This window comes from Stenotrophomonas sp. YJH_SMC_20 (genome assembly GCF_059367845.1).
This window is the reverse complement of sequence record NZ_JCAFRG010000007.1, coordinates 12171-35814: the sequence shown is the minus strand read 5'-3', so window position 1 is coordinate 35814 and position 23644 is coordinate 12171. Positions and strand designations below refer to the sequence as shown.

Below are 23644 nucleotides of genomic sequence, written 5' to 3'. Positions count from 1 at the left end.
GCCAGGGCGAAGCAGGGGTCAAGCCTTTTCAGGCGACTCCGCTTCTTCTTCCCCGTCCTCTTCCTCGTACTCCTCTTCGTCCTCGTCCTCTTCTTCCTCGCCTTCCTCGTCCTCGTCGTACTCTTCCTCTTCGTCGTCCTCGTAATCCTCGACGCCGAAGTCTTCACCGTCCCAACGGCCTTCGCCGTCGGCGACGAAGGTCAGGGCCATCGCCGCCGGGTTGGTACCGACGCGGACCAGCCAACCACCGAACACCCGTGCACGCTCGGTGACCAGGTTGGCCTCGGAGCCTTCATTGCCCAGCTTTTCCCACTCCAGCGAAAACGCAAACTCGGTCATTGCCTGGATCTCCTGATCAGTTGGTCTTGGGGCGAACCTGGATGTGCACTTCGGCCAGCTGCGCGTCGACGATCGGCGACGGCGCGTCGGTCATCAGATCCTGTGCACCGGTAGTCTTCGGGAACGGGATGACGTCGCGGATCGATTCGGTGCCGGCCATCAGCGCGGCGATGCGGTCGATGCCGAAGGCGATGCCACCGTGCGGCGGCGCGCCGTAGTTCAGCGCGTCGAGCAGGAAGCCGAACTTGGCGCGGGCCTCTTCGGCACCGATGCCGAGCAGCTCGAACACCGCGCTCTGCATGTCCGGACGGTGGATACGGATCGAACCACCGCCGATCTCATTGCCGTTGAGCACCATGTCGTAGCCGCGCGAAACGGCGGTACGGGCGTTGGCGCGCAGGTCGGCGATGTCGTCCACGGCCGGTGCGGTGAAGGGGTGATGCAGGGCGACGTAACGCTGTTCTTCCTCGTCCCATTCGAACATCGGGAAGTCGGTGACCCACAGCGGCGCCCAGCCGTCGGCGACCAGGCCGAAGTCCTTGCCGGCCTTCAGGCGCAGCGCGCCCATGAAGTCGGAGACCTTGTTGTAGCCACCGGCACCGAAGAACACGATGTCGCCGTTGCCGGCGCCAACATGGGCCACCAGCGCAGCGAAGGAGGCCTCGCTGAAGAACTTCTGGATCGGCGAGCTGATTTCGCCGTTGTCGGCGATCTTGATGTAGGCCAGGCCCTTGGCGCCGTACTTGGCGGCGTGCGCGGCGTACTCGTCGATCTGCTTGCGGCTCAGCGCTGCGCCGCCCGGGATCCGCAGCGCGGCGACGCGGCCTTCGGCATCGTTGGCCGGGCCGGTGAACACTGCGAACTCGCTGTCCTTGACCAGTTCAGCCACGTCGACCAGCTCCAGCGCGATGCGCAGGTCCGGCTTGTCCGAACCGTAGCGACGCATCGCCTCAGCCCAGGTCATGCGCGGGAAGCTGGCATCCAGCTGGACGTCGACCACTTCCTTGAAGATGGCGCGGATCATGTCTTCGACGAAGTCCTGCACGTCGCGCTCGCGCACGAAGGCGAATTCCATGTCCAGCTGGGTGAATTCCAGCTGGCGGTCGGCACGCAGGGCTTCGTCGCGGAAGCAGCGCGCGATCTGGTAGTAACGGTCGAAGCCGGCCACCATCAGGATCTGCTTGAACAGCTGCGGGCTCTGCGGCAGGGCATAGAACTCGCCCGGGTGCATGCGCGCCGGCACCAGGAAGTCGCGCGCGCCTTCCGGGGTGGCCTTGGTCAGGATCGGGGTCTCGATGTCCTGGAAGCCCTTCTCGTCCAGGTGGCGGCGCAGGGCCTGCACCAGCTTGATGCGGGTGCGCTGCATGCGCTGCATTTCCGGACGGCGCAGGTCCAGGTAGCGGTACTTCAGGCGGGTTTCCTCGCCCGGGTTCTCGTGGGCGTGGAACGGCAGCGGCGCGGCCTTGTTCAGCACGGTGATGGCAGTGGCGATCACTTCCACCTTGCCGGTGCGCATCTTGTCGTTCACCGCGTGGCGTGCACGCACCACGCCTTCCACCTGCAGCACATCCTCATAGCCCAGCGACGCGGCCACGGCGAACACGTCGGCGTTGTCGACTTCCACGGTCACCTGCACGATGCCTTCATGATCGCGGAGATCGATGAAGCAGACGCCGCCCTGGTTACGGGCCACGTCGGTCCAGCCGGCGAGGGTGACAGTCTGGCCAATCAGGGTCTCATCGACCAGGCCGCAGAAGTGGGTACGCATGGGGGGAAGCTCCGCTGGAGAACGCCGGCACCGGATGGGGGCCGGAAAGCCTCGTATTCTGCGGCCGAGGCCCCGGCCGGGGCAAATCCGGCCAGTCACACCGGCTTGATCGCCGCCCTCCCTATAGTCGGGCACCTACCACCGTATGGGATGCCGCCATGAAACCGCTGTCCCTGGCCAGCCTGGCCGTAACCCTCAGCCTGGGTGCGCTGGGCACCCTGGCCCTGCCCACCCCTTCCGCGCATGCGCAGAGCGGCGTGGTCCGCTGCGAAAGCCAGAACAACCGCGAACGGGTCTGCAACACCGGTTGGCGCAATGCGCAGCTGGTCCGCCAGCTGTCCGGCAGCGCCTGCGACGAAGGCCGCACCTGGGGCAGCCGTAACGGCAGCATCTGGGTCAGCAACGGCTGCCGCGCGGAGTTCGTCGAGGCCCGTGGCGGCTGGGGCGGCGGCAACGGGGGCGGCTGGGGCGGCAACAACGGCCGGCCCGGCGAGACCATCCGCTGCGAGAGTCAGAACAACCGCGAGCGCAGCTGCCCGGTCGGCTGGCGCAATGCCCGCCTGGTCCGCCAGCTGTCCGGCAGCCCTTGCGACGAGGGCCGTACCTGGGGCGTGCGCAATGGCGCGGTGTGGGTCAGCAATGGCTGCCGCGCCGAATTCGCCGAGGCGCGCGGCTGGGGCGGTGGCGGTGGCGGCTGGGGCGGTGGCAACAGCAACTATTCCGTCACCTGCAGCAGCAACAACAACCGCTCGCAGACCTGCGACTGGGATGAGCGCCAGGGCCGGCCGGTGCTGCAGCAGCAGTTGTCGGGCAGCGCCTGCCAGGAAGGCCGCAGCTGGGGTTACTCGCGTGGCCAGGTGTGGGTGAGCAACGGCTGCCGGGCACGCTTCGGCACGCGGTGAGGGATAGCGCCGGGCCATGCCCGGCGAGCGCAGTGGCGCGGTCAACTGCAGAAAACCCGCCGGGCACGGCCCGGCGCTATCGGGCTGGCTGCGCGGCCTCATCACCCCAAGGCGGCGGTGGCAGGTCGACCGGCCTGCTCAGATCGAACTGCACGCGGAAGCGGCGGCCGTCCGGGCGTGTCAGCTCGTAGACGAACGTCTGGTCGGGATCGATCTCCATCGCCCACGTGTTGTGGGTCGACGCCAGCATGTCGGCGCGGCGGAACATCGCCACCGAATCGGCATCGGCCGGGAACTGCTGGCGCTCGGCCGTGCCCGGTGGCGTGCTGTCGCCACCGTAGAGGGTGATCGCGTCGGGGCTGCCATCTTCGTGGCGGTGGTCGTGCTTCAGCCGCAGCCCGTTCGGCGTGCGGGTCAGCACCCAGGTCCGCGAGTGGTCATCACCCACGTGGAACGGGATGCGCAGCTCATGCGCCGGGTCGGCGCAGCCACGCACATGCATGACCAGGCGCTGCCCGGCGAACGGATCCTTGCCGGTCGGTGCCGGCGAGTCCTCCACCACCTTGCCGGCGTAGGCCTGGCCGCAATGTGCAGCGATGGCGGCCATGAAGGCGTCGGCCGGTGCGGTCGCCAGATCATGGGCGACCGTATCGGAGCGCTGCGTGCACGCAGCGAGGCTGAGCAGGAGGGCGGCGGTAGTGGCAACGGCAATCGATCTCATGCCCCAACCCTAACGGCCATGGACGATGGGCGCAAACCGCGCGCCAGTCCCGCTCAGCGCTCGGCAGACGGTGCTGTCGGCAGTGCTTCGGTCGCCGCCACCGGTGCGGCCTCGCCCTGACCGGCCGGCTCCTGCTCCACCGGATCAACGTCAAACGGGGTACGGAACACCAGCGAAGGCAGCAGCGTAGTCAGCGCCGCGTACAGCAACAGCGCACCGAACAGCACCGCCGGGATCTGGAAGCGCTCGCGCATGATCGCCGCCAGCACCAGGGTGAAGATCAGCGTCGGTGCCAGCGCCAGCGAGACCCGCAGGCTGCTGCGGAAGCTCTCGCCGAACATCACCCGGCGCTGCAGCCAGACCACGCCGATGCGCAGCGGCAGCACCACCAGGGTGATCACGATGCCCAGCCCCAGCGCCTCGAAGCTGAGCGCTTCGCTGGGAACTTTGGTGCCGGCGTTGAAGAAGTAGAACGGCACGAAGAACGACGCGAACAGGCGCAGCGCGTGCAGGTTCTCGTGCGAGGCCAGCAGCGGCATGCGCTGGTGTAGCAGGCGCGCGACCAGGCCGGCGATGAACGCGCCAACCAGGTAGTACACGCCCAGCAGGTAGGTGATGTAGGCCGCCACCATGCCGACCATCACCAGCAGCGAGAATTCCGAGCCGGGCGCATGCGGTGCCACCCAGCGACCCAGCGCGATGAACAGCAACGGCAGGCCGACCATCATCGCCAGCAGCGCCAGGCTGGACAGCGCCATATGCCCCGGATCGCCGGCCTGCAGCACGATGAACAACGCCGCCAGCGCCAGCAGTTCGCCGGCGATGGCCTTGCTGGTCACCCAGAACCGCTCGTCCTCGCTCAGGCCCAGCCGCGACAGCGAATCCATGATGAAGCCCGTGGACGGCGTCAGCAGCGCCAACGCCAACAGGCCAGCGGCCTGCCACGGCAGCCCCGCATAGCGCCAAGCCAGCCAGCCCACCCCGAACAGCGTGCCGGTACGGATGACCAGATGTGCCAGCAGCGGCCACATGCCCCGGCGCAGCGCCTGCAGATCCACTTCCAGGCCGGCGAACAGGAACAGCGAGGAAATGCCCAGGGTGGCCAGCAGTCCGATCACCGCATCATGTGCCTGATCCCCCAGCCAGAGCATGCCGATGATGCCGAACAGCAGGCAGGTCAGTGGTGCGGGCAGGCTGAAGCGCTGCAGCGCGCGCGGGATTACCAGCAGCGCGAAGATCAGCAGCAGGTAGATCAACTCATGGCTCATCGGGGTCTTCCGTGGGGTTCGAACGCGCGCAGGATGCGCGCGCCGAACCGATCCGGCAACCCACGTTTGAATGACCCCGGTTACCTCATCCGATCAACCGGTCGGCAATCCGCCCCACCTGTGCCAGCACGCTAGCGCGTTGCTCGTAGCTGATCGCGCCCGCCTGCAGATAAGCCGTCAACACCCACGGGGCGCCTCCGGCTACGGGCCACAGCACGGCGATGTCGTTGCGCGCGTCTTCACCATTGCTGCCGGTCTTGTCACCCACGCGCCAACGCTTGCCCAGGCCCGCGCGCAGGCAGGCGTCGCCGGTTTCGTTGTCGATCAGCCAGTCGGCCAGCTGCTGCCGCGAAGCCGGTTGCAGTACCTCGCCCAACACCACGCGCTGCAGGGTCGCGGCCATCGCCGCCGGCGTGGTGGTGTCGCGCGGGTCGCCCTTGGCAAAGCTGTTCAGCTCCGGCTCCAGGCGGTCACTGCGGCTCACCGTATCGCCACTGGCGCGCAGGAACGCGGTCACTGCGGGCGGGCCACCGACCACGCCGAACAGTAGGTTGGCGGCGGTGTTGTCGCTGGTGATGATCGTGGCACGGCACAGATCGCGCACCGTCATGTCCTTGCCTGCATGGCGGCGGGTAACCGGTGCGTGCGAGAGCAGATCGGCCTCGCGCACCGGCACGCGGGTGTCCAGCAATGCCGGCGTGCGCTCGGCCTGGCTGAGCACGGTAGCCGCCAGCATGCTCTTGAAGGTGCTGCACATCGGGAAGCGCTCGTCCTGGCGATGACCGATGCGGCGACCGCTGGCAGTGTCCAGCAGGGTCACGCCGAGGCGTCCGGCGCAGGCCTTTTCCAGCGCGGCGAAGTCAGTGGCGGCGGTAATGGCGGCATCGGTGGGTGCGTTGGCGGTGGTCTTGCCCGCAGCACGTGCCAGCAACGGCAGCGCAAACGAGGAAGCAACGGCGGCACCACTGAACTGCAGGAATCGGCGACGGGCAAGCATGCGGGTTCTCCTGGGGGACCGCTCGATTATTGAAGCCGCTATCGGGGGCGACCAGCGCAAAAATTCAACAGGAGGCATGAAGTGAATTAATGCCTGACGTATTCAACCCCTTAATTTTCCGAAATCCATGGTTGAAGCGTTAGGATCAGCCATCACTCCAGCTCACGACTGCGCGATGTTGCACCCTACCCTGCCCCTGAACGCGCTGCGCGCCTTCGAGGCCGCCGCCCGCCACCAGAACTTCACCCGTGCCGCGCTGGAGCTGTGTGTCAGCCAGGCCGCGCTGAGCCACCAGATTCGCGGGCTTGAGGACCGGCTCGGCATCCGCCTGTTCCATCGCCTGCCGCGCGGCGTGGCGCTCACCGAAGAAGGCGCGGCGCTGTATCCGGTGCTCAACGAATCGTTTGAACGCATCTCGGCCAGCATCGCGCGTTACACCGGCGGACCTGCGCGTGAAGTGCTGACCCTGGGCGTGGTCGGCACCTTCGCCACCGGCTGGCTGCTGCCACGGCTGGCCGCGTTCGAGGCAGCGCACCCGGACATCGAGCTGCGCCTGCAGACCCACAACAACCGCATCGACCTGGCCGGTGAAGGCCTGGACCTGGCCATCCGGTTTGGTGATGGCGACTGGCAGGGCCAGGCCTGCACGGCGATCCTCGACGCGCCGTTCGCGCCGCTGTGCGCGCCGGCACTGGCGCGGCGCCTGAAACAGCCGCGCGACCTGGGCACGCTGCCGCTGCTGCGCTCCTATCGCAGCGACGAATGGCCGCGCTGGTTGCAGGCGGCAGGCGTCAGTGGCGTGGAAGCCCGCGGGCCGGTGTTTGATTCGTCATTGACCGTGGCGATGGCCGCGGTCGGCGGCGCCGGCGTGGCGCTGCTGCCGCTGCGCATGTTCGAGCAGGAGCTGGCCGAAGGCCGCCTGCTGCAGCCGTTTGGCACCACACTGGAGCTGGGACGCTACTGGCTGACGCGGCTGCGCTCGCGTGCAGAGCGCGAGCCGGCAAAGCGGTTCCGCGAGTGGCTGCAGGCGCAGGGATGAAACGCAGGGAACGTGGGTAGCGCCGGGCCATGCCCGGCGCTACCGATGGCATCAGGACTCGAGCAGTTCCATCCAGGCGGCTTCGGCCTTTTCCAGCTGCGCCGCGGCGGTTTCGCGGTCACGGCCAAGTACCGCCATGCGCGTGGCATCGGCGTAGTTGGCCGGGTCGGCCAGCTGCCGGTCCAGCTCGGCCAGTGCACCTTCCAGCTCGGCCACCTTGGCCTCGGCCGCGGCCAGCTTGTGCGGGTTCACCGGCTTCTTCTGCACCACCTGCGCCACCGGGGCGGTCTTGACCACCACCGGCTCTTCCACCTGTTCCATACGTGCCTTGGTGCCCTGCGCCTGCGGGCGGGTCCGCAGCCACGCGGCGTAGGCATCCAGGTCGCCATCGAACGGCTCGACCACGCCATCGGCCACGCGCCAGTAGGTATCGCAGACCAGGCCGATCAGATGGCGGTCGTGCGAGACCATCACGATCGCGCCTTCGAAGGTGGCCAATGCTTCGGCCAGCGCTTCGCGCATTTCCAGATCAAGGTGGTTGGTCGGTTCGTCCAGCAGCAGCACGTTCGGCTGCTGCCAGGCGATCAGCGCCAGCGCCAGGCGTGCGCGCTCGCCACCGGAGAAGCCGTCGACCGGCTCGAACGCACGGTCGCCGGGGAAATTCCACTTGCCAAGGAAATCGCGGAACGACTGGTTCGGCGCATCCGGGGCAATCTCGCGGAAGTGCTCCATCGGCGACTGGCCTTCGTGCAGCGACTCCACCGTGTGCTGGGCGAAGTAGCCGATCTTCAGGTCCGGGTGCGCCATGCGCTCGCCGACGATCGGCGCCAGTTCACCCACCAGGGTCTTCACCAGGGTGGTCTTGCCGGCGCCGTTGGGGCCGAGCAGGCCGATGCGCTGGCCCGCTTCCAGGCCGAAGCCGACGTTGTGCAGGATCACCGCGTCCTTGCCGTAGCCGGCCTCAACGTGGTTCAGGCGGATCAGCGAGAACGGCAGCTTGGCCGGCGGCGCGAACTCGATACGGAACTCACGCTCGGCGCGCACCGCTTCGGTGCCGGCCAGCTTGGCCAGGCGCTTCATGCGGCTCTGCGCCTGCGCGGCCTTGCTGGCCTGCGCCTTGAAGCGGTCGATGAAGCTCTGCAGGTGGGCACGCTCGGCCTGCTCCTTCTCGTGCGCGATCTGCTGCTGGCGCAGCTGTTCGGCGCGCTGGCGCTCGAAATCGGTGTAGCCGCCCGGGTAGAGCTTGGCGCCGCCACCGTGCAGGTGCAGAGTGTGGGTGGCCACGTTGTCGAGGAACTCGCGGTCATGCGAGATCAGCAGCAGGGTGCCCGGGTACTTCAGCAGCCACTGTTCCAGCCAGTACACCGCGTCCAGATCCAGGTGGTTGGTCGGTTCGTCCAGCAGCAGCAGGTCGCTGGGCATCATCAGCGCGCGGGCCAGGTTCAGGCGCACGCGCCAGCCGCCGGAGAACGAGGAGACCGCGCGGTGGTGGGTCTCGGCCGGGAAACCAAGGCCGTGGAGCAGCTTGCCGGCGCGCGCTTCGGCGTCGTAGGCCCCCATCTCGGCCATCTTGGTGTGTGCGTTGGCCACCGCCTCCCAGTCTTCGCGCGCGGTCGCCTCGGCCTCTTCGGCCAGCACCGCGGCCACCTCGGTGTCGCCGCCCAGCACGAAGCTCAGCGCCGGGTCCGGCAGCGACGGGGTTTCCTGGGCCACGCTGGCGATACGGACCTTGCCGGGCAGGTCGACGTCACCCTTGTCGGCCTCCAGCTCGCCCTTCACCGCCGCGAACAGGCTGGACTTGCCAGCACCGTTGCGGCCGACCACGCCCACCCGGTAACCGGCGTGCAGGGTCAGGTCGACATTGGACAACAGCAGCCGCTCGCCGCGGCGCAAGGCGAAATTACGAAGGGAGATCATCGGGGGAGGGGTCCATATAACCGGATGGAATGTGCTGGTGAGCACTGTTCCTGCGACGTAATTCTAGCGTTAACGAATACTTGACGCGCCCCGGGATGCGCAGTGGCCGACGTTCCTCTCTCCCACGTCCTCGTCGCGCGCGTCCCGGGTCTCCTCCCCGCCGGTGCCGGTCCTGGCTAAATGGTTGCTGCTGCAACGTTTTTTTCGATGACCGGCATTTGACAGGCACTGAATATCCCGTTAATTGCTGTATTGCGCACCGCAACAACCGCCGTCCGCCTCACCCCCGTGATGTCGAGTCCGGTGCCGCCCCCGCCAACCGGAGCCCCATCCCGATGACCCGCAAGACCAGCCTGATCGCCGCCGCCGTCGCTGTCGCACTCGGTGGCTCTCCGTTCCTTGCCGCTGCCCAGCAGGCCGGCACCGCCGCCAATACCCTGGACACGGTGATCGTCACCGGCACCCGCGTGGCCGACCGCACGGTCGCCGAATCGCAGTCGCCGATCGACATCATCACCCCTGAAGTGCTGCAGTCCACCGGCACCAGTGAGCTGGCCACCGCACTGTCGCGCGCCCTGCCCTCGCTGAACTTCCCGCGCCCGGCCTTGACCGACGGCACCAGTGGCGTGCGCCCGGCGCAGCTGCGCGGCCTGTCGCCGGACCAGGTGCTGGTGCTGGTCAACGGCAAGCGCCGCCACACCTCGGCGATGATCAACGTCAACGGCAGCATCGGCCGTGGCTCGTCGGCGGTGGACATCAATGCGATCCCGATCGCCGCCATCGAGCGCGTGGAAGTGCTGCGCGACGGTGCGTCGGCACAGTACGGCTCGGACGCCATTGCAGGCGTCATCAACATCGTGCTCAAGGGCAGCGGCCGTGGCGGCAGCCTGGCCGTGGACTACGGCCAGTACTCGGCCGGTGACGGCAACAAGTACCAGCTCTCCGGCGATACCGGCGTCGAGTTCGGCAACGGCCGTGGTCGCGTGCACGTGGCTGGCCAGATCAGCCAGCAGGACGAGAGCAACCGCGCCGGCCCGTACCGCGGCACCACGCCGAACACCGGCAACTTCCCCAGCATCGGCCAGAAGACCTTCATCGTCGGCGACCCGCGCGTGGATGCCACCGCCGCCTCGGCCAACGCCAGCTTCGACTTCAGCGACCACGTGACCGGCTACGCCAGCGCGCTGCTCAGCAACCGCGACATCACCTCGTTTGCGTTCTACCGTTCGCGCAACCACAGCGGGCAGAGCGCGCTGCTGGCGCAGACCTACCCGGACGGCTACGTGCCGGAGATCAACCAGTACTCCAAGGACCGCTCGCTGGTGGCCGGGGTCAAGGGCAACACCGATAACGGCTGGACCTGGGACCTGAGCCTGAACCACGGCGAGAACACCCTCGACTTCCACACCCGCAACAGCATCAACTACAGCCTCGGCGCCACCAGCCCGCGCTCGTTCTACGACGGCACGCTGAAGTACCAGCAGGACATCTTCAATGCCGACCTGACCAAGTCACTGGACTGGGGCCTGGCCTACCCGGTCACGCTGTCCTTCGGTGGTGAGTACCGCAAGGAAAAGTGGGACCAGAACCCGGGCGAGCTGAACTCGTACACCGGCAGCGGCGCGCAGGGCTTCGCGGGCTTCACCCCGACCAATGAAGTGCATGCCGACCGCCACAACTACGCGGTCTATGCTGGCCTGGAAGCGGACCTGACCGAGAAGTTCTCGGCCGGCATCACCGGCCGCTACGAGGACTACTCGGACTTCGGCGACCGCTTCTCCGGCAAGCTGTCGGCGCGCTATGCATTCACCGACAAGGTCGCGCTGCGTGCCACCGCCTCCAGCGGTTTCCGCGCGCCCTCGCTGGCGCAGCAGGGCTACCAGGCGGTGACCAGCCAGTTCCTCAATGGCGTGTTCGTCGAGCGTGGCACCTTCCCGACCACCAGCCCGGCCGCGCAGGCGCTGGGCGCCTCGCCGTTGAAGGCCGAAACCTCCACCTCCTACAGCCTGGGCCTGGTGCTGCAGCCGGTCGACCGCCTGTACATCACCGTCGACGCGTACCAGATCGACATTGATGACCGCATCGCGCTGTCGTCCAGCATCACCACCAACGCCGCCACCAGCGCACTGCTGGGCACCCTGGGCCTGCCGCAGGTGACCGCGTTCTCGTACTTCACCAACGGCCTGGATACGCGCACCCGCGGCGTCGACTTCGTGTCCAGCTATACGGTGCCGTTCAGCGCCAGCAGCCTGGAGCTGACCGCCGCCTACAGCTACAACGACACCGAAGTGCGCCGCGTGGGCGGCACCCCGGCGGTGTTCGGCACGCTGGGCCTGACCCAGTCGCTGATCGGCCGTGATGAGATCGGCCGCATCGAGGACAGCTACCCGCGCGACAAGGCGATCCTGAGTGGCACCTGGCGTTCGGATCACTGGGAACTGGGCCTGGCCGCCACCCGCTACGGCAAGTTCACCGTGCGCAACTCGGCCACCGCGCTGCGCGACCAGACCTACGGCGATGCCTGGGTGGTGGATGCCTCGGCCAGCTACAAGCCGAGCAGCAACTGGACCCTGACCGTGGGCGCCGACAACCTGCTGGACAAGTACCCGGACCGCACCGAAGACCTGCAGAACTCCACCTTCGGCATGCTGCCGTACAGCAACTACTCGCCGTTCGGCTTCAACGGCGCGTATGTGTACGGGCGGATCAAGTACACTTGGTAAGGGGTACTGCCGGCCGCTGGCCGGCATACCCTGTGGGGTCAGAGCCCTTTTCCTGCTGGAAAAAGGCTCTGACCCCATTTTCCTGCAGGGTTTGCTGCATCTGGCCCATTAGGTGAAAATCGGGACATCCCCCCGATTTCCTGCGAGTGCCGATGCACCATGACACCGACCTGATCAACATCGTTGCCGTTGGCCTGGGGCTCGCCTTCATCTTCGGCGCGCTGGCCAACAAGCTCCGCTTGTCTCCCCTGGTCGGTTACCTGGTTGCTGGCATCTGCGTAGGCCCGTTCACCCCCGGCTTCGTCGCCGACCAGGCGCTGGCCAACCAGCTGGCCGAACTGGGCGTGATGCTGCTGATGTTCGGCGTCGGCCTGCACTTCTCGCTGAAGGACCTGATGGCGGTCAAGGCGATCGCCATCCCCGGCGCCATCGGCCAGATCGCCGTGGCCACCCTGCTCGGCTGGGGCGTGGCCTCGCTGATGGGCTGGCCCGCCATCCATGGCGTCATCTTCGGTTTCTCGCTGGCCACCGCCAGTACCGTGGTGCTGCTGCGGGCGATGGAGGAACGCCGTCTGCTGGAGACGATGCGCGGCAAGATCGCGGTCGGCTGGCTGATCGTGGAAGACCTGGCCTGCGTGCTGGCACTGGTGATGATGCCGGTGATGGCCGGCGTGTTCGGCCCCGACGCGGCCAAGGAGTCGCACTCGCTCGGCAGCGTGCTGGCCGACATCGGCTGGACCTTCGTGCAGCTGGGCCTGTTCGTGGCGGTGATGCTGGTGGTCGGGCGCCGGGTCATCCCGTGGATCCTGGAGCGCATCGCCGGTACTGGTTCGCGTGAGCTGTTCACTCTGTCGGTGCTGGCAATCGCGCTGGGCGTGGCGTTCGGTTCGGCGATGTTGTTCGGTGTCTCGTTCGCGCTGGGCGCGTTCTTCGCCGGCATGCTGCTCAACGAATCGGAGCTGAGCCACAAGGCCGCGCATGATTCGTTGCCGCTGCGCGATGCGTTCGCGGTGCTGTTCTTCGTGTCGGTCGGCATGCTGTTTGACCCCAACATCCTCGTCCAGCATCCGTGGCAGGTGCTGGCCACCGTCGCCATCATCATGTTCGGCAAGTCGGCGGCGGCATTTTTCATCGTGCGTGCGTTCGGCCACCCGACCAGCACCGCGTTGACCATCTCGGCCAGCCTGGCACAGATCGGCGAGTTCGCCTTCATCATCGCCGGCCTGGGCGTGGGGCTGCAGATCCTGCCGAAGGAAGGCCAGTCGCTGGTGCTGGCCGGTGCGCTGGTGTCGATCATGCTCAACCCACTGGTGTTCGGCCTGCTCGACCGTTGGCAGGCCAAGCAGGAGCAGTCCCCGCAGGCACCCGAGCCGCCTGAAGCCATCGGCCCGTCACGGGACCTGCATGACCACGCCATCGTGATCGGCTATGGCCGGGTCGGCAGCGAACTGGCGCAGGTGCTGAGCGACCGTGGCGTGCCGGTGCTGGTGATCGATGACAACAAGGAACACGTCGAGGCGGCGCACGCCAAGGGCCTGGCGGCGATCCGCGGCAGTGCGGCGGCCGACCGGGTGCTGGCCGAGGCCCATCCTGAGCGGGCGAAGATTGCGGTGCTGGCGATTCCGCAGCCGCTGGAAGCCGGTGAGGCGCTGGCCAAGCTGCGTGCGATCAACCCGGACCTGACCCTGCTGGCGCGCGCGCACAGCGATGCGGAAGTGAAGCATCTGCTGGAACACGGTGCCGATGGCACGGTGATGGCCGAACGTGAGCTGGCGTACTCGCTGGCGGAGATGATCATGTCCACACCGCCGTACCGGAATCTGGGGCAGCACAGCATTCCGGTGGTGTGAGGGGTGTGGGTGCGGCAGGGCTTGCAGCCCTGCACCTGCCAAGGCAACAGCAAAGGCAAAGGCAAAAGCTGACTATCCGTGGGATGGCGGGGTGGGTCCGGTTGCAGGGGACGCCGTGAATCCGTCCATGGAGGCTCGGTCGCGCCATCCATGGCGCTCACGCCCCTGCAACCGGACCCACCCCGCCTTCGACAGATTCCTGCGATCTGTCGGAACGGCGTTCTGCTCTGGTAGGTGCCGCCCTGGGTCGACACGTCGGCGCATGGGTCAGATCCGTTTTCCACAGGAAAACGGATCTGACCCCGGAAACAAAAAAGATCCCCGGTCGACCCGCATCGACCGGGGATCTGGATCGCCACGTTGCCACGCCTTGGAGAGGCAGTTCCACCGTAGCGCATCGCGCCACCGGTGGTGATCGCCTGTGGCGATATGCACCAAGCGCGCGGCTATCAGGCTGCGGCCAGGGCCTGCTCCAGGTCGGCACGCAGGTCGCCGATGTGTTCGATGCCGATCGACAGCCGCACGGTGTCTTCACTGACGCCGGCCTTGGCCAGTTCCGCCGCATCCAACTGGCGGTGGGTGGTCGAGGCCGGATGGGTGGCCAGCGACTTCGCGTCGCCCAGGTTGACCAGGCGGGTGAACAGCTTCAGCGCATCGAGGAAGCGCGCGCCAGCCTCGCGCCCGCCCGGCAGGCCGAAGGTCAGTACGCCCGAGCCATGCCCGCCCAGGTAGCGCTGCGCGGCGGCATGCTCGGGGTCGTCTGCCAGTCCCGCGTAACGCACCCAGGCGACCTTGTCGTGCGCCTTCAGGAACTGCGCGACGGCCAGTGCATTGGTGTTGATGCGTTCCATGCGCAGGGCCAGGGTCTCGATGCCCTGCAGGATCAGGAACGCATTGAACGGCGACAACGCGGCACCGGTATTGCGCAGCGGGACCACCCGCGCGCGGCCGATGTAGGCCGCTGGCCCCAGGGCTTCGGTATAGACCACGCCATGGTAGCTGGGGTCGGGCTGGTTGAGCCGCGCGAAGCGTTGGGGCTGTGCGGTCCAGTCGAAGCGGCCCGAATCGATGATCGCGCCGCCCAGGCTGGTGCCGTGGCCGCCCAGGTACTTGGTCAGCGAGTGCACCACGATGTCGGCGCCGTGCTCGAACGGGCGCAGCAGGAAGGGCGTGGCCACCGTATTGTCGACGATCAGCGGCACCCCGGCGGCATGCGCGACCTCGGCGATGGCGGCGATGTCGGTGACGTTGCCACGCGGGTTGCCGATCGATTCGACGAACACCGCCTTGGTGCGCTCGTCGATCAGCGCGGCGAACGCAGAAGGATCAGCCGGATCAGCAAAGCGCGCCTGGATGCCGTACTGCGGCAGCGTGTGCGCCAGCAGGTTGAGGCTGCCGCCATACAGCGCGCTGGAGGCGACGATGTTGTCTCCGGCCTCTGCAATGGTCTGGATGGCATAGGTGATCGCGGCCTGCCCCGAGGCCAGCGCCAGCGCACCGATGCCGCCTTCCAGCGCAGCCAGGCGCTGCTCCAGTACGTCGGTGGTGGGATTCATGATGCGCGTGTAGATGTTGCCCGGCACCTTCAGGTCGAACAAGTCGGCCCCGTGCTGGGTGTCATCGAAGGCGTACGCCACCGTCTGGTAGATCGGCACCGCCACCGCGCGGGTGGTCGGATCGGGCCGATAGCCACCATGCACGGCCAGGGTTTCCAGTTGCCACTGCGGGTCGCTCATTGCACCAGGATCCATCCGGGGAAACCGCCACCATAGGCCAGCCGGGGCGTGGCACTGAGAGCCGCTGGCGATGACGTCCGTACCGCCGGTTATCAGGTTGGCCGCGATTCAGGCAGCCGTCATGGGCCGTTGCTAGGCTTCGCCGCCGGGCGCTCCTGCCCGGGCACGGAGGCCCCACGCGCATGCAGCCATCCCCCTGGACACCCACCGCCAACGGCACGCCGACGCCGGTCCTGCTGGTGGAGGATGATCGTCGCCTGGCCGAACTGGTCAGCGACTACCTGAACGAGCATGGCTTTGCCGTGCAGCACGTCGCCCGTGGCGACCTGGCCGGCGCGGCCTGCCGCCAGCATGCGCCCGAGCTGGTGGTACTGGACCTGATGCTGCCCGGCCTCGGCGGCATCGACGTGTGCCGGCAGATCCGCAGCTTCTCCGACGTGCCGATCCTGATGCTGACCGCGTGCGAGGACGACATCGAGCAGGTGCTGGGCCTGGAATCCGGCGCCGACGACTATGTGCACAAGCCGATCGAACCGCGCCTGCTGCTGGCGCGCCTGCGCGCGCTGCTGCGCCGCCGCCACGGCAGCAGCAACACTGGCACGCCCTGCCGGCTGATGCATGGTGAACTGCTGATCGACCGCATGCAGCGCGAGGTGCATCTGCATGGCCAGCCGGTCGAGCTGGGCACCACGGAATTCGAGATCCTGTGGCTGCTGGCCAGCCAGCCGGGGCAGATCCTGTCGCGCGACCATATCCTGCAGGCGGCGCGCGGCATCGGCTTTGACGGCCTGGACCGCAGTGTCGATGTCAGCATCGGCAAGCTGCGCCGCAAGCTCGGCGATGATGCGCGCGAACCGCGGCGGATCAAGACCGTGTGGGGCCGTGGCTACCAGTTCAATCCGTCGGCCTGGACGGCATGAAGCGGCTGTTCCTGTGGTTGTGGTTTATCACGGGTGCCTGCTTCCTGGTGTCGGTGTTCTTCCTCAACCACATCCTGGACGGCATCTACACGCCCGTGCAGGATCGCGTCTTCGTCCAGCAGGTGCGTGGTCAGGTGTACGCCCTGCGCAGTGGCCTGGCCGGCCTGGATGCCGACCAGCAGCGTGAGCGCCTGCAGCAGTGGCAGCCACACTACGGCATCGCCCTGACCCTGCTCGACAAACCTCCAGCACTCGACGCGCAGGAACAGGTGGCCGTGAAGGCCGATGGTTTCATCGTGCGCGATCAATACCAGCAGGTCCTGCTGCCCATCGAGGGCAGCGATGGCCGCTGGCTGCACCTGCGCCTGCCTGGCGCGGTGCAGATGACGACGTACATGACCATCGCCGCCTACCTCAGCATCCTGCTGCTGGTGGGCGCCAGCCTGTACGCGTGGGTGCGCCTGCTCTGGCGCGACCTGGAAGCGCTGCGCCTGCACGCCGACCGCATCGGCGCTGGCGATCTGCAGGCACGTGCGCAGGTCTCGCCACGCTCGCAGATCCGGGTCATCGTCGACCACTCCAACCGCATGGCGGCACGCGTGGCCGAACTGGTGCAGCGCCAGCGCGACCTGACCCATGCGATCTCGCATGAGCTGCGCACGCCGATCGCGCGCGTGGCCTTCGGCCTGGACCTGATGCAGGACAGCGACGATCACGAACGCCGTGCACGGCTGGCACAGGGGCTGCACGGCGATCTGGCCGAGCTCAACCGGCTGGTCAGCGAACTGCTGGCGTATGAGCGCCTGGAGCACCCCAGCGAAGGCGAACCGATGCAGCGTATCGAAGCCAATGACTGGCTGCAGGCCTGCCTGGCCGATGCGCGCCGTGATGCCGAACGTGCCGGGGTGGTACTGCGCGTGCAGCCCAGTGCGTTGCCACGGGTGGATGCCGAACCACGCCTGCTGCAGCTGGCACTCAGCAATCTGGTCGGCAATGCGCTGCGCCATGCGCGCTCGCAGGTGGAAGTCTCGCTGGTCGGTGTCAGCGGCCGCGCCTGCCTGCGCGTGGATGATGACGGTCCCGGCATTGCCGAAGCCGATCGCGAGAAGGTGATGCGCCCGTTCACCCGCCTGGATGACAGCCGCAGCCGCGATACCGGGGGCTTCGGCCTGGGCCTGGCCATCGTCAGCCGCATTGCCGTCCGCCACGGCGGCGAGCTTCGCATCAGCCGCGCCACATTGGGCGGCGCGCGCCTGGAGATGCACTGGCCGCTGGCTGCCAGCTGAACGCCCTTGGGTGCAATTACAGTTGATTACAACTCCCGCACAACTGCGGACGGATCGGTCGCCGGCGTATCGCCACGCTAGCGACCCTGCAGCACTCGCCGGATGCGCGCGCTGCCTTCCTCCCATTGTCGAGAGTTTCCATGTCCCAGCTTCGCCGTTCCCCCGCCCTGCTCTGCCTGGCCCTGTTGCCGCTGTTCGCCGCACCGATCGCCCACGCCAGGGATGACCACTGGACCTTCGAGCTCGCTGCCGGCGGTGGCGTGGCGCCGCGCTACAGCGGCAGCGAGGAGTATCGTGCGACGCCGTCGTTGTCCTTTGATGTCACCTCGCCGGGTGGATGGTTTCTGGGCACCAGTGGCATTGGCTGGGGCACCTCCATCGGCGAGCACACCCGCGTGCGCGCGTATGTCGGCGCCAGCGGCATCCGCAAGGAAAAGGACTCGCTGCTCGGCGGTTCCGACTTCCTGCGCGGCATGGGTGATATCGATACCCGTCCCCTGGTCGGCGTCTCGGCTGGTTATACGCTGGGCGAAGCCGTGCTGAGCGGCTCCTGGCAGTTCACCCGCAAAGACGAGGACAAGGCAGAGAACGGCCTGGCCACCCAGCAGGTGCACTTGAACCTGAGCATGCCGCTGTTCGACCTGGCCGGCGGCGTGGTCAGCGGCAGCGTGTCCACCGACTACGGCAACCGCGGTTACATGCAGACCTGGTACGGCGTCAGCCCGGAACAGGCGGCGCGTACCGGCTTTGCCGAGCACAAGCCAAAGGCCGGCCTGGTCAGTGCCGGTGTCGGCCTGAAGTGGAGCCACCGCGTGGGCCGCAACGGCAACTGGTACATCTCGGCCGAAGGCACGCGCCTGCTCGGTGATGCCGCCGACAGCCCGATCGTGCAGAAGGCGAACCAGTTCGGCGTGATGAGCGGCTATACGCACCGCTTCTGATGCATGAAGGGCGCCGCTGGGCGCCCTCTTCTGCTGCGATCAGCGGCAGGCCGGGGCGTCGCCGCTGCCGCACAAGCCAACCTCGCGCAGCCAGCCGATCCACTGCACGACGTCGTCCTTCTCCGGTTCGGCGCGGAACGACTTCTGCACGGTGTGGAAGCCCTGCCTGCCCTGCATGCCCTTGATCCAGGTGAACTCCGGTTTGCCGGTGCCGGGGTTCAGCGGGCAACTGAGCATCAGCAGCGCGAATGGCCGTCCGCCCTCCTCGCCTTCGCGGATCCAGTGGCTCTGCGCAGCCGGGCAGGCCATGCGCCACCCCGCCTCGATGATGCCGAGGAACTCGCGCGGACTCACATGGCCACTGTTCGGCGCATCGTTGACGGTGACCATGTCGGTCCAGTCCTGCACCGTCTGGCCCTGCGGCACGTACTCGGTGATGCGATTGCCTTGTGCGTCGGTGCTCTGGTGGGCCTGCTGGTAACCCTTCATCGGCGGCAGCTGGACCTGTTCGACGGCTGCGGCGTGTCCAGCAACTGCAGCGAGCGCCAGCGCCACGCAGAGTGAAACCCTGCGGGTAACGTCCATGCGGTTCTCCTCGTCCTTGCGAAAGTAAAACGGGATCATTGTGCCTTGCTGAGGCTTTGGTGGCGCGCCAGCCATGGCAGGCGCGCCACCGGTTCAGGCCTTGGCGAACACCAGGCGGCCGCCGTCGTTTCCGACTTCGATGGTGTCGCCGTTGACGAAAGCACCCGACAGGATCTGCTGTGCCAGCGGATTCTCCAGCTGCGACTGGATTGCACGCTTCAACGGGCGCGCGCCATACACCGGATCGAACCCGACGTTGCCGAGCAGGTCGAACGCCGCATCGGAGACCGCCAGCTTCAACCCACGCTCGGCCAGCCGCTTCTCCAGCCCTCGCATCTGGATGCGCGCGATCTGCTTGATCTGCTGCTTGTCCAGCGGGTGGAACACCACGATGTCGTCCAGGCGGTTGATGAACTCCGGCCGGAAGTGCGCCTGTACCACGCCCATCACCGCCGCCTTCATCTGCGTGTAGGCCTCCGGACTGTCGTCGGCGCTCATGTCCTGGATCTGGTGCGAGCCCAGGTTCGAGGTCATCACGATGACGGTGTTGCGGAAGTCCACGGTGCGGCCCTGGCCGTCGGTCAGGCGGCCATCGTCCAGCACCTGCAGCAGGATGTTGAACACATCCGGATGCGCCTTCTCCACTTCGTCCAGCAGGATCAGCGAGTACGGACGGCGACGCACGGCCTCGGTCAGGTAGCCACCTTCCTCGTAGCCGACATAGCCCGGAGGCGCGCCGATCAGGCGCGCGACGCTGTGCTTCTCCATGAACTCGCTCATATCGATGCGGATCATCGCGTCGGCACTGTCGAACAGGAATTCGGCCAGCGACTTGCACAGCTCGGTCTTGCCGACGCCGGTGGGGCCGAGGAACAGGAACGAGCCGGCCGGACGGTTCGGATCGGACAGGCCTGCACGCGAGCGGCGCACGGCATCGGAGACGACCTTGATCGCTTCCTCCTGGCCGACCACGCGGTTGTGCAGCACCTCTTCCATGCGCAGCAGCTTGTCGCGCTCGCCTTCGAGCATCTTGTTGACCGGGATGCCGGTCCAGCGCGAAACGACCTCGGCGATCTCCTCGTCGGTCACGCGGTCCTGTACCAGCTTGAAGTCCTTGTGCTCGGCTTCCTGGGCCGCGGCCAGCTGCTTTTCCAGCTGCGGCAACAGGCCGTACTGGATCTCGCTCATCTTGGCGAAATCCTGGCGGCGCTGCGCGGCCTCCAGCTCCAGCTTGGCCTGCTCGACCTGTTCCTTGATCTTGGTTGCGCCCTGCAGCGCGGCCTTCTCCGACTTCCAGATTTCATTGAGATCGGAGAACTCGCGCTCCAGCGCATCGATGTCCTTCTCCAGATCGGCCAAGCGCTGCCGCGAGGCTTCGTCCTTCTCCTTTTTCAGCATCTCGCGCTGGATCTTCAGCTGGATCACCCGGCGTTCCAGGCGATCCAGCTCCTCCGGCTTGGAATCGATCTCCATGCGCAGGCGTGAGGCGGCTTCGTCCATCAGGTCGATGGCCTTGTCCGGCAGCTGGCGGTCGGTGATGTAGCGGTTGGACAGCGTGGCTGCAGCCACGATGGCCGGGTCGGTGATTTCCACACCGTGGTGCACGGCGTACTTTTCCTTCAGCCCGCGCAGGATCGCGATGGTGTCCTCCACCGTGGGTTCGCCGACGAACACCTTCTGGAAGCGGCGCTCCAGCGCGGCGTCCTTCTCGATGTATTTGCGGTACTCATCCAGCGTGGTCGCGCCGATGCAGTGCAGCTCGCCACGCGCCAGGGCCGGCTTGAGCATGTTGCCGGCATCCATCGCGCCATCGGCCTTGCCGGCACCGACCATGGTGTGCAGTTCGTCAATGAACAGGATGATCTGTCCTTCGTTCTTGGCCAGGTCGTTGAGCACGCCCTTCAGGCGCTCCTCGAATTCACCGCGGAACTTGGCGCCGGCGATCAGCGCGCCCATGTCCAGCGACAGCACGCGCTTGCCGCGCAGGCCTTCGGGCACTTCGTCATTGATGATGCGCTGGGCGAGCCCTTCCACGATTGCGGTCTTGCCCACGCCGGGTTCGCCGATCAGCACCGGGTTGTTCTTGGTCCGGCGCTGCAGCACCTGGATCGTGCGGCGGATTTCCTCGTCACGGCCGATCACCGGATCGAGCTTGCCGCTCTCGGCACGCGCGGTCAGGTCGATGGTGTACTTCTCCAGCGCTTGCCGCTGTTCCTCGGCATTCTCCGACTGCACGTTCTCGCCGCCACGCAGCTTGTCGATCGCAGCCTGCAGGCGGGTCTTGTCGGCACCGGCGGCGCGCAGCGCCATGCCCAGCGTGCCGCCGTCTTCCAGCGCCGCGAGCACGAACCACTCGCTGGCAATGAAGGCATCGCCGTGCTGCTGGGCCAGCTTGTCGGTCTGGTTCAGCAGGCGCCCCAGGTCATTGCCCATCGAGACGTTGCCGGCCTGGCCGGACACCTTCGGCAGTGCATCCAGCGCCTCGGTCAGGCGCTCGCGCAGCACCGGCACGTTCACCCCGGCCTGGGCCAGCAGCGGGCGCGTGCTGCCGCCCTGCTGGTCCAGCAGCGCGCTGAACAGGTGAACCGGTTCGATGATGCTGTTGTCGCGGCCCACGGCCAGCGACTGTGCGTCTGCCAGCGCCTGCTGGAAACGCGAGGTGAGCTTGTCCATCCGCATTGCGAATCCTCATCGGTCATCAGGGCCGGCCCGCGCCGGCGATGCTGGGAAGATGCGGTTGCCCCACCCCGTTTCAAGGGTGGCTGCGACTGCACCCCGGGGCCGGTCAGCCTGCGGCCAGCATGCCGGAACGGGTGTGGTCGGCGCGTTGATCCCGATCAGTTCCGCGCGGTGCGCGGACTCAGCCGGTGATCGCGCTGCGGATCGCCCGCAGCTGCTGCTTGATCGCCCGCGCCTGTGCAGGATCCATGCGTAGCAGGGCCTTCTGCCCGATCGAGCGCGACTGCAGGGTGGAATCGACGAAGTGGTAGCGACCGCGCTCATCACGCTGCACCAATGGCGCCTGCGCCAGTTCCGGGGTCTCCAGCAGATGGTCGATCACCGCCACCAGACGGTCGTTGAAGTAGCCCTCGGGCCGGCCCAGGTCGACGTAGGCCTGCTGGATCAACGGATAGAAGCGCTTGTACGCCGTAGCCGTTGCCGCTGGATCCAGCGCAGTGAAGGCCTGCACATAGGGCGCGTAACGCGCCGAGTTGCTTGCCGCGATGCGTTCCCCGCCCTCGCCATGCTCGACCTGCAGGTTGCCCGGCAGCGGCCGTGCGGCCAGCACCGTCGGCGGCACGCTTGGTTTGTCCAGGTTGTCGACCTGGGTGACCAGGCGCTGGATCAGGTGATCGCGCAGCAGCAGGGTCATCGGGCCCTCGCCCTGGAACAGCTGGCTCAATGCGCCCCAGGCAGCCGCATCACTGTCGGCCAACTTGGGCAGCGCCGGGTCAGCGGCGGCCTCGGTGTCCAGCGGATGCCTGATCGGCGGCGGTGCTGGCGCGGGGTCCGCGGCCGCCTGCGGTTGCGGCGGTGCGCTGGTGCTGGCGGGGGTTGAGTGCACCGGCACCGAAACACCCTCTGCCAGGAGCCTCAGCTGATCGCGGAACAACCAACCGCCCGCGCCGCCGATCACCACCATACCCAGCACCCACGGCCATACCGCCTTTCCACTCTGCATGATGCAGCACCTCGTTTCACACGCATGGAGAAGGTGTGACCCCACCGATTGCAGCCGGTTCCCCGCCTGTTCCGCTGCCGTTCGGGTTGAGACCTGCAGCAGAGCCGCGCTCACGCCTGCTTTGCATGCTCCGCGCGACGCTGTGGGTCTTTTCCTGTGGAGGCACCGCCATGCAGTACGCGCTGTACTACTGGACCGGCATCCAGGGCCGTGGCGAGTTCGTGCGGCTGGCGTTGGAAGATGCCGGCGCCGACTACATCGACATGGCACGGGTGCACGGCGATGCGGTGATGCAGCCGTTTCTCGATGGCAGCAGTGAAGGGGCACAGCCCTTCGCGCCGCCGTTCCTGAAGGCCGGCCGCCAGATCATCGCGCAGGTCGCGGCGATCCTGGATTTCCTCGGTCCGACGCTGGACCTGGTGCCACAGGCGGCCTCGCGGCGGATGCAGGCGTTGCAACTGCAGCTGACCATCGCCGACCTGGTGGCCGAGGTGCATGACACTCACCATCCGATCGCCGCATCAAAATACTACGAAGCGCAGAAGACCGAGGCCAAGGCACGTGCCGCGTCGCTGCGCAGCGAGCGCCTGCCGAAGTTCCTGGGCTACTTCGAACGGGTGCTGGCCGCCAACGGTGGCCGCCATGCACTGCGCGAGCATTCGTACGTGGATCTGTCGCTGTTCCAGCTGCTGAGTGGGCTGGACTACATGTTTCCACGCCGCATGCAGGCACTGGCGTCCACCCTGCCCCTGCTGCGCGCGCTGCAGGCGCGGGTGGCGAAGCGGCCGAACATCGCCGCCTATCTGGCCTCGGAACGACGTCTGGCGTTCAACACGAATGGCATCTTCCGCCACTACCCGGAGCTGGACGCCGAACGGTAGTGCCGGCCGCTGGCCGGCAGAGCGCGCTGTAAGCATTCGCCGCCTGCAACACGCCCCTGTAGGGCCGAGCCATGCTCGGCTCAGAGCAG

Annotated in this window: 18 protein-coding genes; 8 read left to right on the top strand and 10 right to left on the bottom strand. The window is 67.2% G+C overall.

Going from position 1 to position 23644, the window contains the following annotated elements; all coding sequences use genetic code 11:
- Nucleotides 1-18 precede the first annotated feature (18 nt).
- Entirely contained in the window at nucleotides 19-339 is a 321-nt protein-coding gene (locus AC5P6A_RS13225; RefSeq protein WP_019660136.1) for a hypothetical protein, read from the bottom strand.
- A 16-nt stretch (nucleotides 340-355) separates the two neighbouring features.
- The gene (gene aspS, locus AC5P6A_RS13220) at nucleotides 356-2107 is read right to left on the bottom strand and encodes an aspartate--tRNA ligase (protein WP_111098900.1); all 1752 of its coding nucleotides are present in this window, start codon (nucleotides 2105-2107) and stop codon (nucleotides 356-358) included.
- A 158-nt stretch (nucleotides 2108-2265) separates the two neighbouring features.
- Between aspS and AC5P6A_RS13215 the strand changes: the two genes are divergently transcribed.
- A complete protein-coding gene (locus AC5P6A_RS13215; protein WP_329843196.1) occupies nucleotides 2266-3009 on the top strand; it encodes a DUF3011 domain-containing protein in 744 nt (247 codons plus the stop codon).
- 76 nt (nucleotides 3010-3085) lie between these two features.
- Here the strand turns inward: AC5P6A_RS13215 and AC5P6A_RS13210 are convergent, their stop codons facing one another.
- The 3 genes from AC5P6A_RS13210 to blaL2 all read right to left on the bottom strand — a co-directional run bounded on the left by AC5P6A_RS13210 (nucleotide 3086) and on the right by blaL2 (nucleotide 5995).
- Nucleotides 3086-3730, bottom strand: coding sequence for a hypothetical protein (locus AC5P6A_RS13210; protein WP_134731900.1), 645 nt, complete (start codon nucleotides 3728-3730; stop codon nucleotides 3086-3088).
- A 53-nt stretch (nucleotides 3731-3783) separates the two neighbouring features.
- Complete coding sequence (locus tag AC5P6A_RS13205; protein WP_019660140.1) at nucleotides 3784-4998, bottom strand: cation:proton antiporter; 1215 nt, start codon at nucleotides 4996-4998, stop codon at nucleotides 3784-3786.
- 85 nt (nucleotides 4999-5083) lie between these two features.
- A complete protein-coding gene (gene blaL2 / locus AC5P6A_RS13200; protein ID WP_171953481.1) occupies nucleotides 5084-5995 on the bottom strand; it encodes a L2 family extended-spectrum class A beta-lactamase in 912 nt (303 codons plus the stop codon).
- A gap of 175 nt (nucleotides 5996-6170) precedes the next feature.
- On the opposite strand from blaL2, the gene ampR reads away from it, so the two are divergent.
- Nucleotides 6171-7034: a LysR family transcriptional regulator AmpR gene (ampR, locus tag AC5P6A_RS13195; protein ID WP_021204719.1), complete on the top strand. Its 864-nt coding sequence runs from the start codon at nucleotides 6171-6173 to the stop codon at nucleotides 7032-7034.
- A 51-nt stretch (nucleotides 7035-7085) separates the two neighbouring features.
- Here the strand turns inward: ampR and AC5P6A_RS13190 are convergent, their stop codons facing one another.
- Nucleotides 7086-8951 carry an ABC-F family ATP-binding cassette domain-containing protein gene (locus AC5P6A_RS13190; RefSeq protein WP_019660143.1) on the bottom strand — a complete coding sequence of 622 codons (1866 nt, stop codon included), beginning with the start codon at nucleotides 8949-8951 and terminating at the stop codon, nucleotides 7086-7088.
- A 335-nt stretch (nucleotides 8952-9286) separates the two neighbouring features.
- Here AC5P6A_RS13190 and AC5P6A_RS13185 point away from each other — a divergent pair, with 335 nt between their 5' ends.
- Both AC5P6A_RS13185 and ybaL read left to right on the top strand, forming a co-directional pair.
- Nucleotides 9287-11674, top strand: coding sequence for a TonB-dependent receptor plug domain-containing protein (locus AC5P6A_RS13185; protein ID WP_346715141.1), 2388 nt, complete (start codon nucleotides 9287-9289; stop codon nucleotides 11672-11674).
- 152 nt (nucleotides 11675-11826) lie between these two features.
- On the top strand, nucleotides 11827-13524 hold the full coding sequence (gene ybaL, locus AC5P6A_RS13180) for a YbaL family putative K(+) efflux transporter (protein ID WP_346470132.1): 1698 nt from the start codon (nucleotides 11827-11829) through the stop codon (nucleotides 13522-13524).
- Between the two features lie 449 nt (nucleotides 13525-13973).
- Here ybaL and AC5P6A_RS13175 read toward each other — a convergent pair whose 3' ends face one another.
- A complete protein-coding gene (locus AC5P6A_RS13175; protein ID WP_346715139.1) occupies nucleotides 13974-15260 on the bottom strand; it encodes an O-acetylhomoserine aminocarboxypropyltransferase/cysteine synthase family protein in 1287 nt (428 codons plus the stop codon).
- Between the two features lie 182 nt (nucleotides 15261-15442).
- Between AC5P6A_RS13175 and AC5P6A_RS13170 the strand changes: the two genes are divergently transcribed.
- From AC5P6A_RS13170 to AC5P6A_RS13160, 3 genes are all read left to right on the top strand, one after another.
- Nucleotides 15443-16180 carry a winged helix-turn-helix domain-containing protein gene (locus AC5P6A_RS13170; protein ID WP_346715138.1) on the top strand — a complete coding sequence of 246 codons (738 nt, stop codon included), beginning with the start codon at nucleotides 15443-15445 and terminating at the stop codon, nucleotides 16178-16180.
- Complete coding sequence (locus AC5P6A_RS13165; RefSeq protein WP_164145446.1) at nucleotides 16177-17466, top strand: ATP-binding protein; 1290 nt, start codon at nucleotides 16177-16179, stop codon at nucleotides 17464-17466. Before AC5P6A_RS13170 ends, AC5P6A_RS13165 begins: the two co-directional genes overlap by 4 nt.
- 140 nt (nucleotides 17467-17606) lie before the next feature.
- On the top strand, nucleotides 17607-18407 hold the full coding sequence (locus AC5P6A_RS13160) for a MipA/OmpV family protein (protein ID WP_111098908.1): 801 nt from the start codon (nucleotides 17607-17609) through the stop codon (nucleotides 18405-18407).
- A 39-nt stretch (nucleotides 18408-18446) separates the two neighbouring features.
- Here the strand turns inward: AC5P6A_RS13160 and AC5P6A_RS13155 are convergent, their stop codons facing one another.
- The 3 genes from AC5P6A_RS13155 to AC5P6A_RS13145 form a co-directional block, all read right to left on the bottom strand.
- Nucleotides 18447-19031, bottom strand: coding sequence for a hypothetical protein (locus AC5P6A_RS13155; RefSeq protein WP_227844783.1), 585 nt, complete (start codon nucleotides 19029-19031; stop codon nucleotides 18447-18449).
- Nucleotides 19032-19085: 54 nt separating this feature from the next.
- On the bottom strand, nucleotides 19086-21671 hold the full coding sequence (gene clpB / locus AC5P6A_RS13150) for an ATP-dependent chaperone ClpB (RefSeq protein ID WP_180877706.1): 2586 nt from the start codon (nucleotides 21669-21671) through the stop codon (nucleotides 19086-19088).
- Between the two features lie 181 nt (nucleotides 21672-21852).
- The gene (locus AC5P6A_RS13145; RefSeq protein WP_180877707.1) at nucleotides 21853-22674 is read right to left on the bottom strand and encodes a DUF3014 domain-containing protein; all 822 of its coding nucleotides are present in this window, start codon (nucleotides 22672-22674) and stop codon (nucleotides 21853-21855) included.
- A gap of 170 nt (nucleotides 22675-22844) precedes the next feature.
- On the opposite strand from AC5P6A_RS13145, the gene AC5P6A_RS13140 reads away from it, so the two are divergent.
- Nucleotides 22845-23555: a glutathione S-transferase family protein gene (locus AC5P6A_RS13140; protein ID WP_180877708.1), complete on the top strand. Its 711-nt coding sequence runs from the start codon at nucleotides 22845-22847 to the stop codon at nucleotides 23553-23555.
- The last annotated feature ends 89 nt before the right edge of the window (nucleotides 23556-23644 follow it).

Coding starts and splice junctions, on each gene's coding strand:
- AC5P6A_RS13225 (WP_019660136.1), bottom strand. CDS start 339: ATGACCGAGTTTGCGTTTTCGCTGGAGTGGGAAAAGCTGGGCAATGAA.
- aspS (WP_111098900.1), bottom strand. CDS start 2,107: ATGCGTACCCACTTCTGCGGCCTGGTCGATGAGACCCTGATTGGCCAG.
- AC5P6A_RS13215 (WP_329843196.1), top strand. CDS start 2,266: ATGAAACCGCTGTCCCTGGCCAGCCTGGCCGTAACCCTCAGCCTGGGT.
- AC5P6A_RS13210 (WP_134731900.1), bottom strand. CDS start 3,730: ATGAGATCGATTGCCGTTGCCACTACCGCCGCCCTCCTGCTCAGCCTC.
- AC5P6A_RS13205 (WP_019660140.1), bottom strand. CDS start 4,998: ATGAGCCATGAGTTGATCTACCTGCTGCTGATCTTCGCGCTGCTGGTA.
- blaL2 (WP_171953481.1), bottom strand. CDS start 5,995: ATGCTTGCCCGTCGCCGATTCCTGCAGTTCAGTGGTGCCGCCGTTGCT.
- ampR (WP_021204719.1), top strand. CDS start 6,171: ATGTTGCACCCTACCCTGCCCCTGAACGCGCTGCGCGCCTTCGAGGCC.
- AC5P6A_RS13190 (WP_019660143.1), bottom strand. CDS start 8,951: ATGATCTCCCTTCGTAATTTCGCCTTGCGCCGCGGCGAGCGGCTGCTG.
- AC5P6A_RS13185 (WP_346715141.1), top strand. CDS start 9,287: ATGACCCGCAAGACCAGCCTGATCGCCGCCGCCGTCGCTGTCGCACTC.
- ybaL (WP_346470132.1), top strand. CDS start 11,827: ATGCACCATGACACCGACCTGATCAACATCGTTGCCGTTGGCCTGGGG.
- AC5P6A_RS13175 (WP_346715139.1), bottom strand. CDS start 15,260: ATGAGCGACCCGCAGTGGCAACTGGAAACCCTGGCCGTGCATGGTGGC.
- AC5P6A_RS13170 (WP_346715138.1), top strand. CDS start 15,443: ATGCAGCCATCCCCCTGGACACCCACCGCCAACGGCACGCCGACGCCG.
- AC5P6A_RS13165 (WP_164145446.1), top strand. CDS start 16,177: ATGAAGCGGCTGTTCCTGTGGTTGTGGTTTATCACGGGTGCCTGCTTC.
- AC5P6A_RS13160 (WP_111098908.1), top strand. CDS start 17,607: ATGTCCCAGCTTCGCCGTTCCCCCGCCCTGCTCTGCCTGGCCCTGTTG.
- AC5P6A_RS13155 (WP_227844783.1), bottom strand. CDS start 19,031: ATGATCCCGTTTTACTTTCGCAAGGACGAGGAGAACCGCATGGACGTT.
- clpB (WP_180877706.1), bottom strand. CDS start 21,671: ATGCGGATGGACAAGCTCACCTCGCGTTTCCAGCAGGCGCTGGCAGAC.
- AC5P6A_RS13145 (WP_180877707.1), bottom strand. CDS start 22,674: ATGCAGAGTGGAAAGGCGGTATGGCCGTGGGTGCTGGGTATGGTGGTG.
- AC5P6A_RS13140 (WP_180877708.1), top strand. CDS start 22,845: ATGCAGTACGCGCTGTACTACTGGACCGGCATCCAGGGCCGTGGCGAG.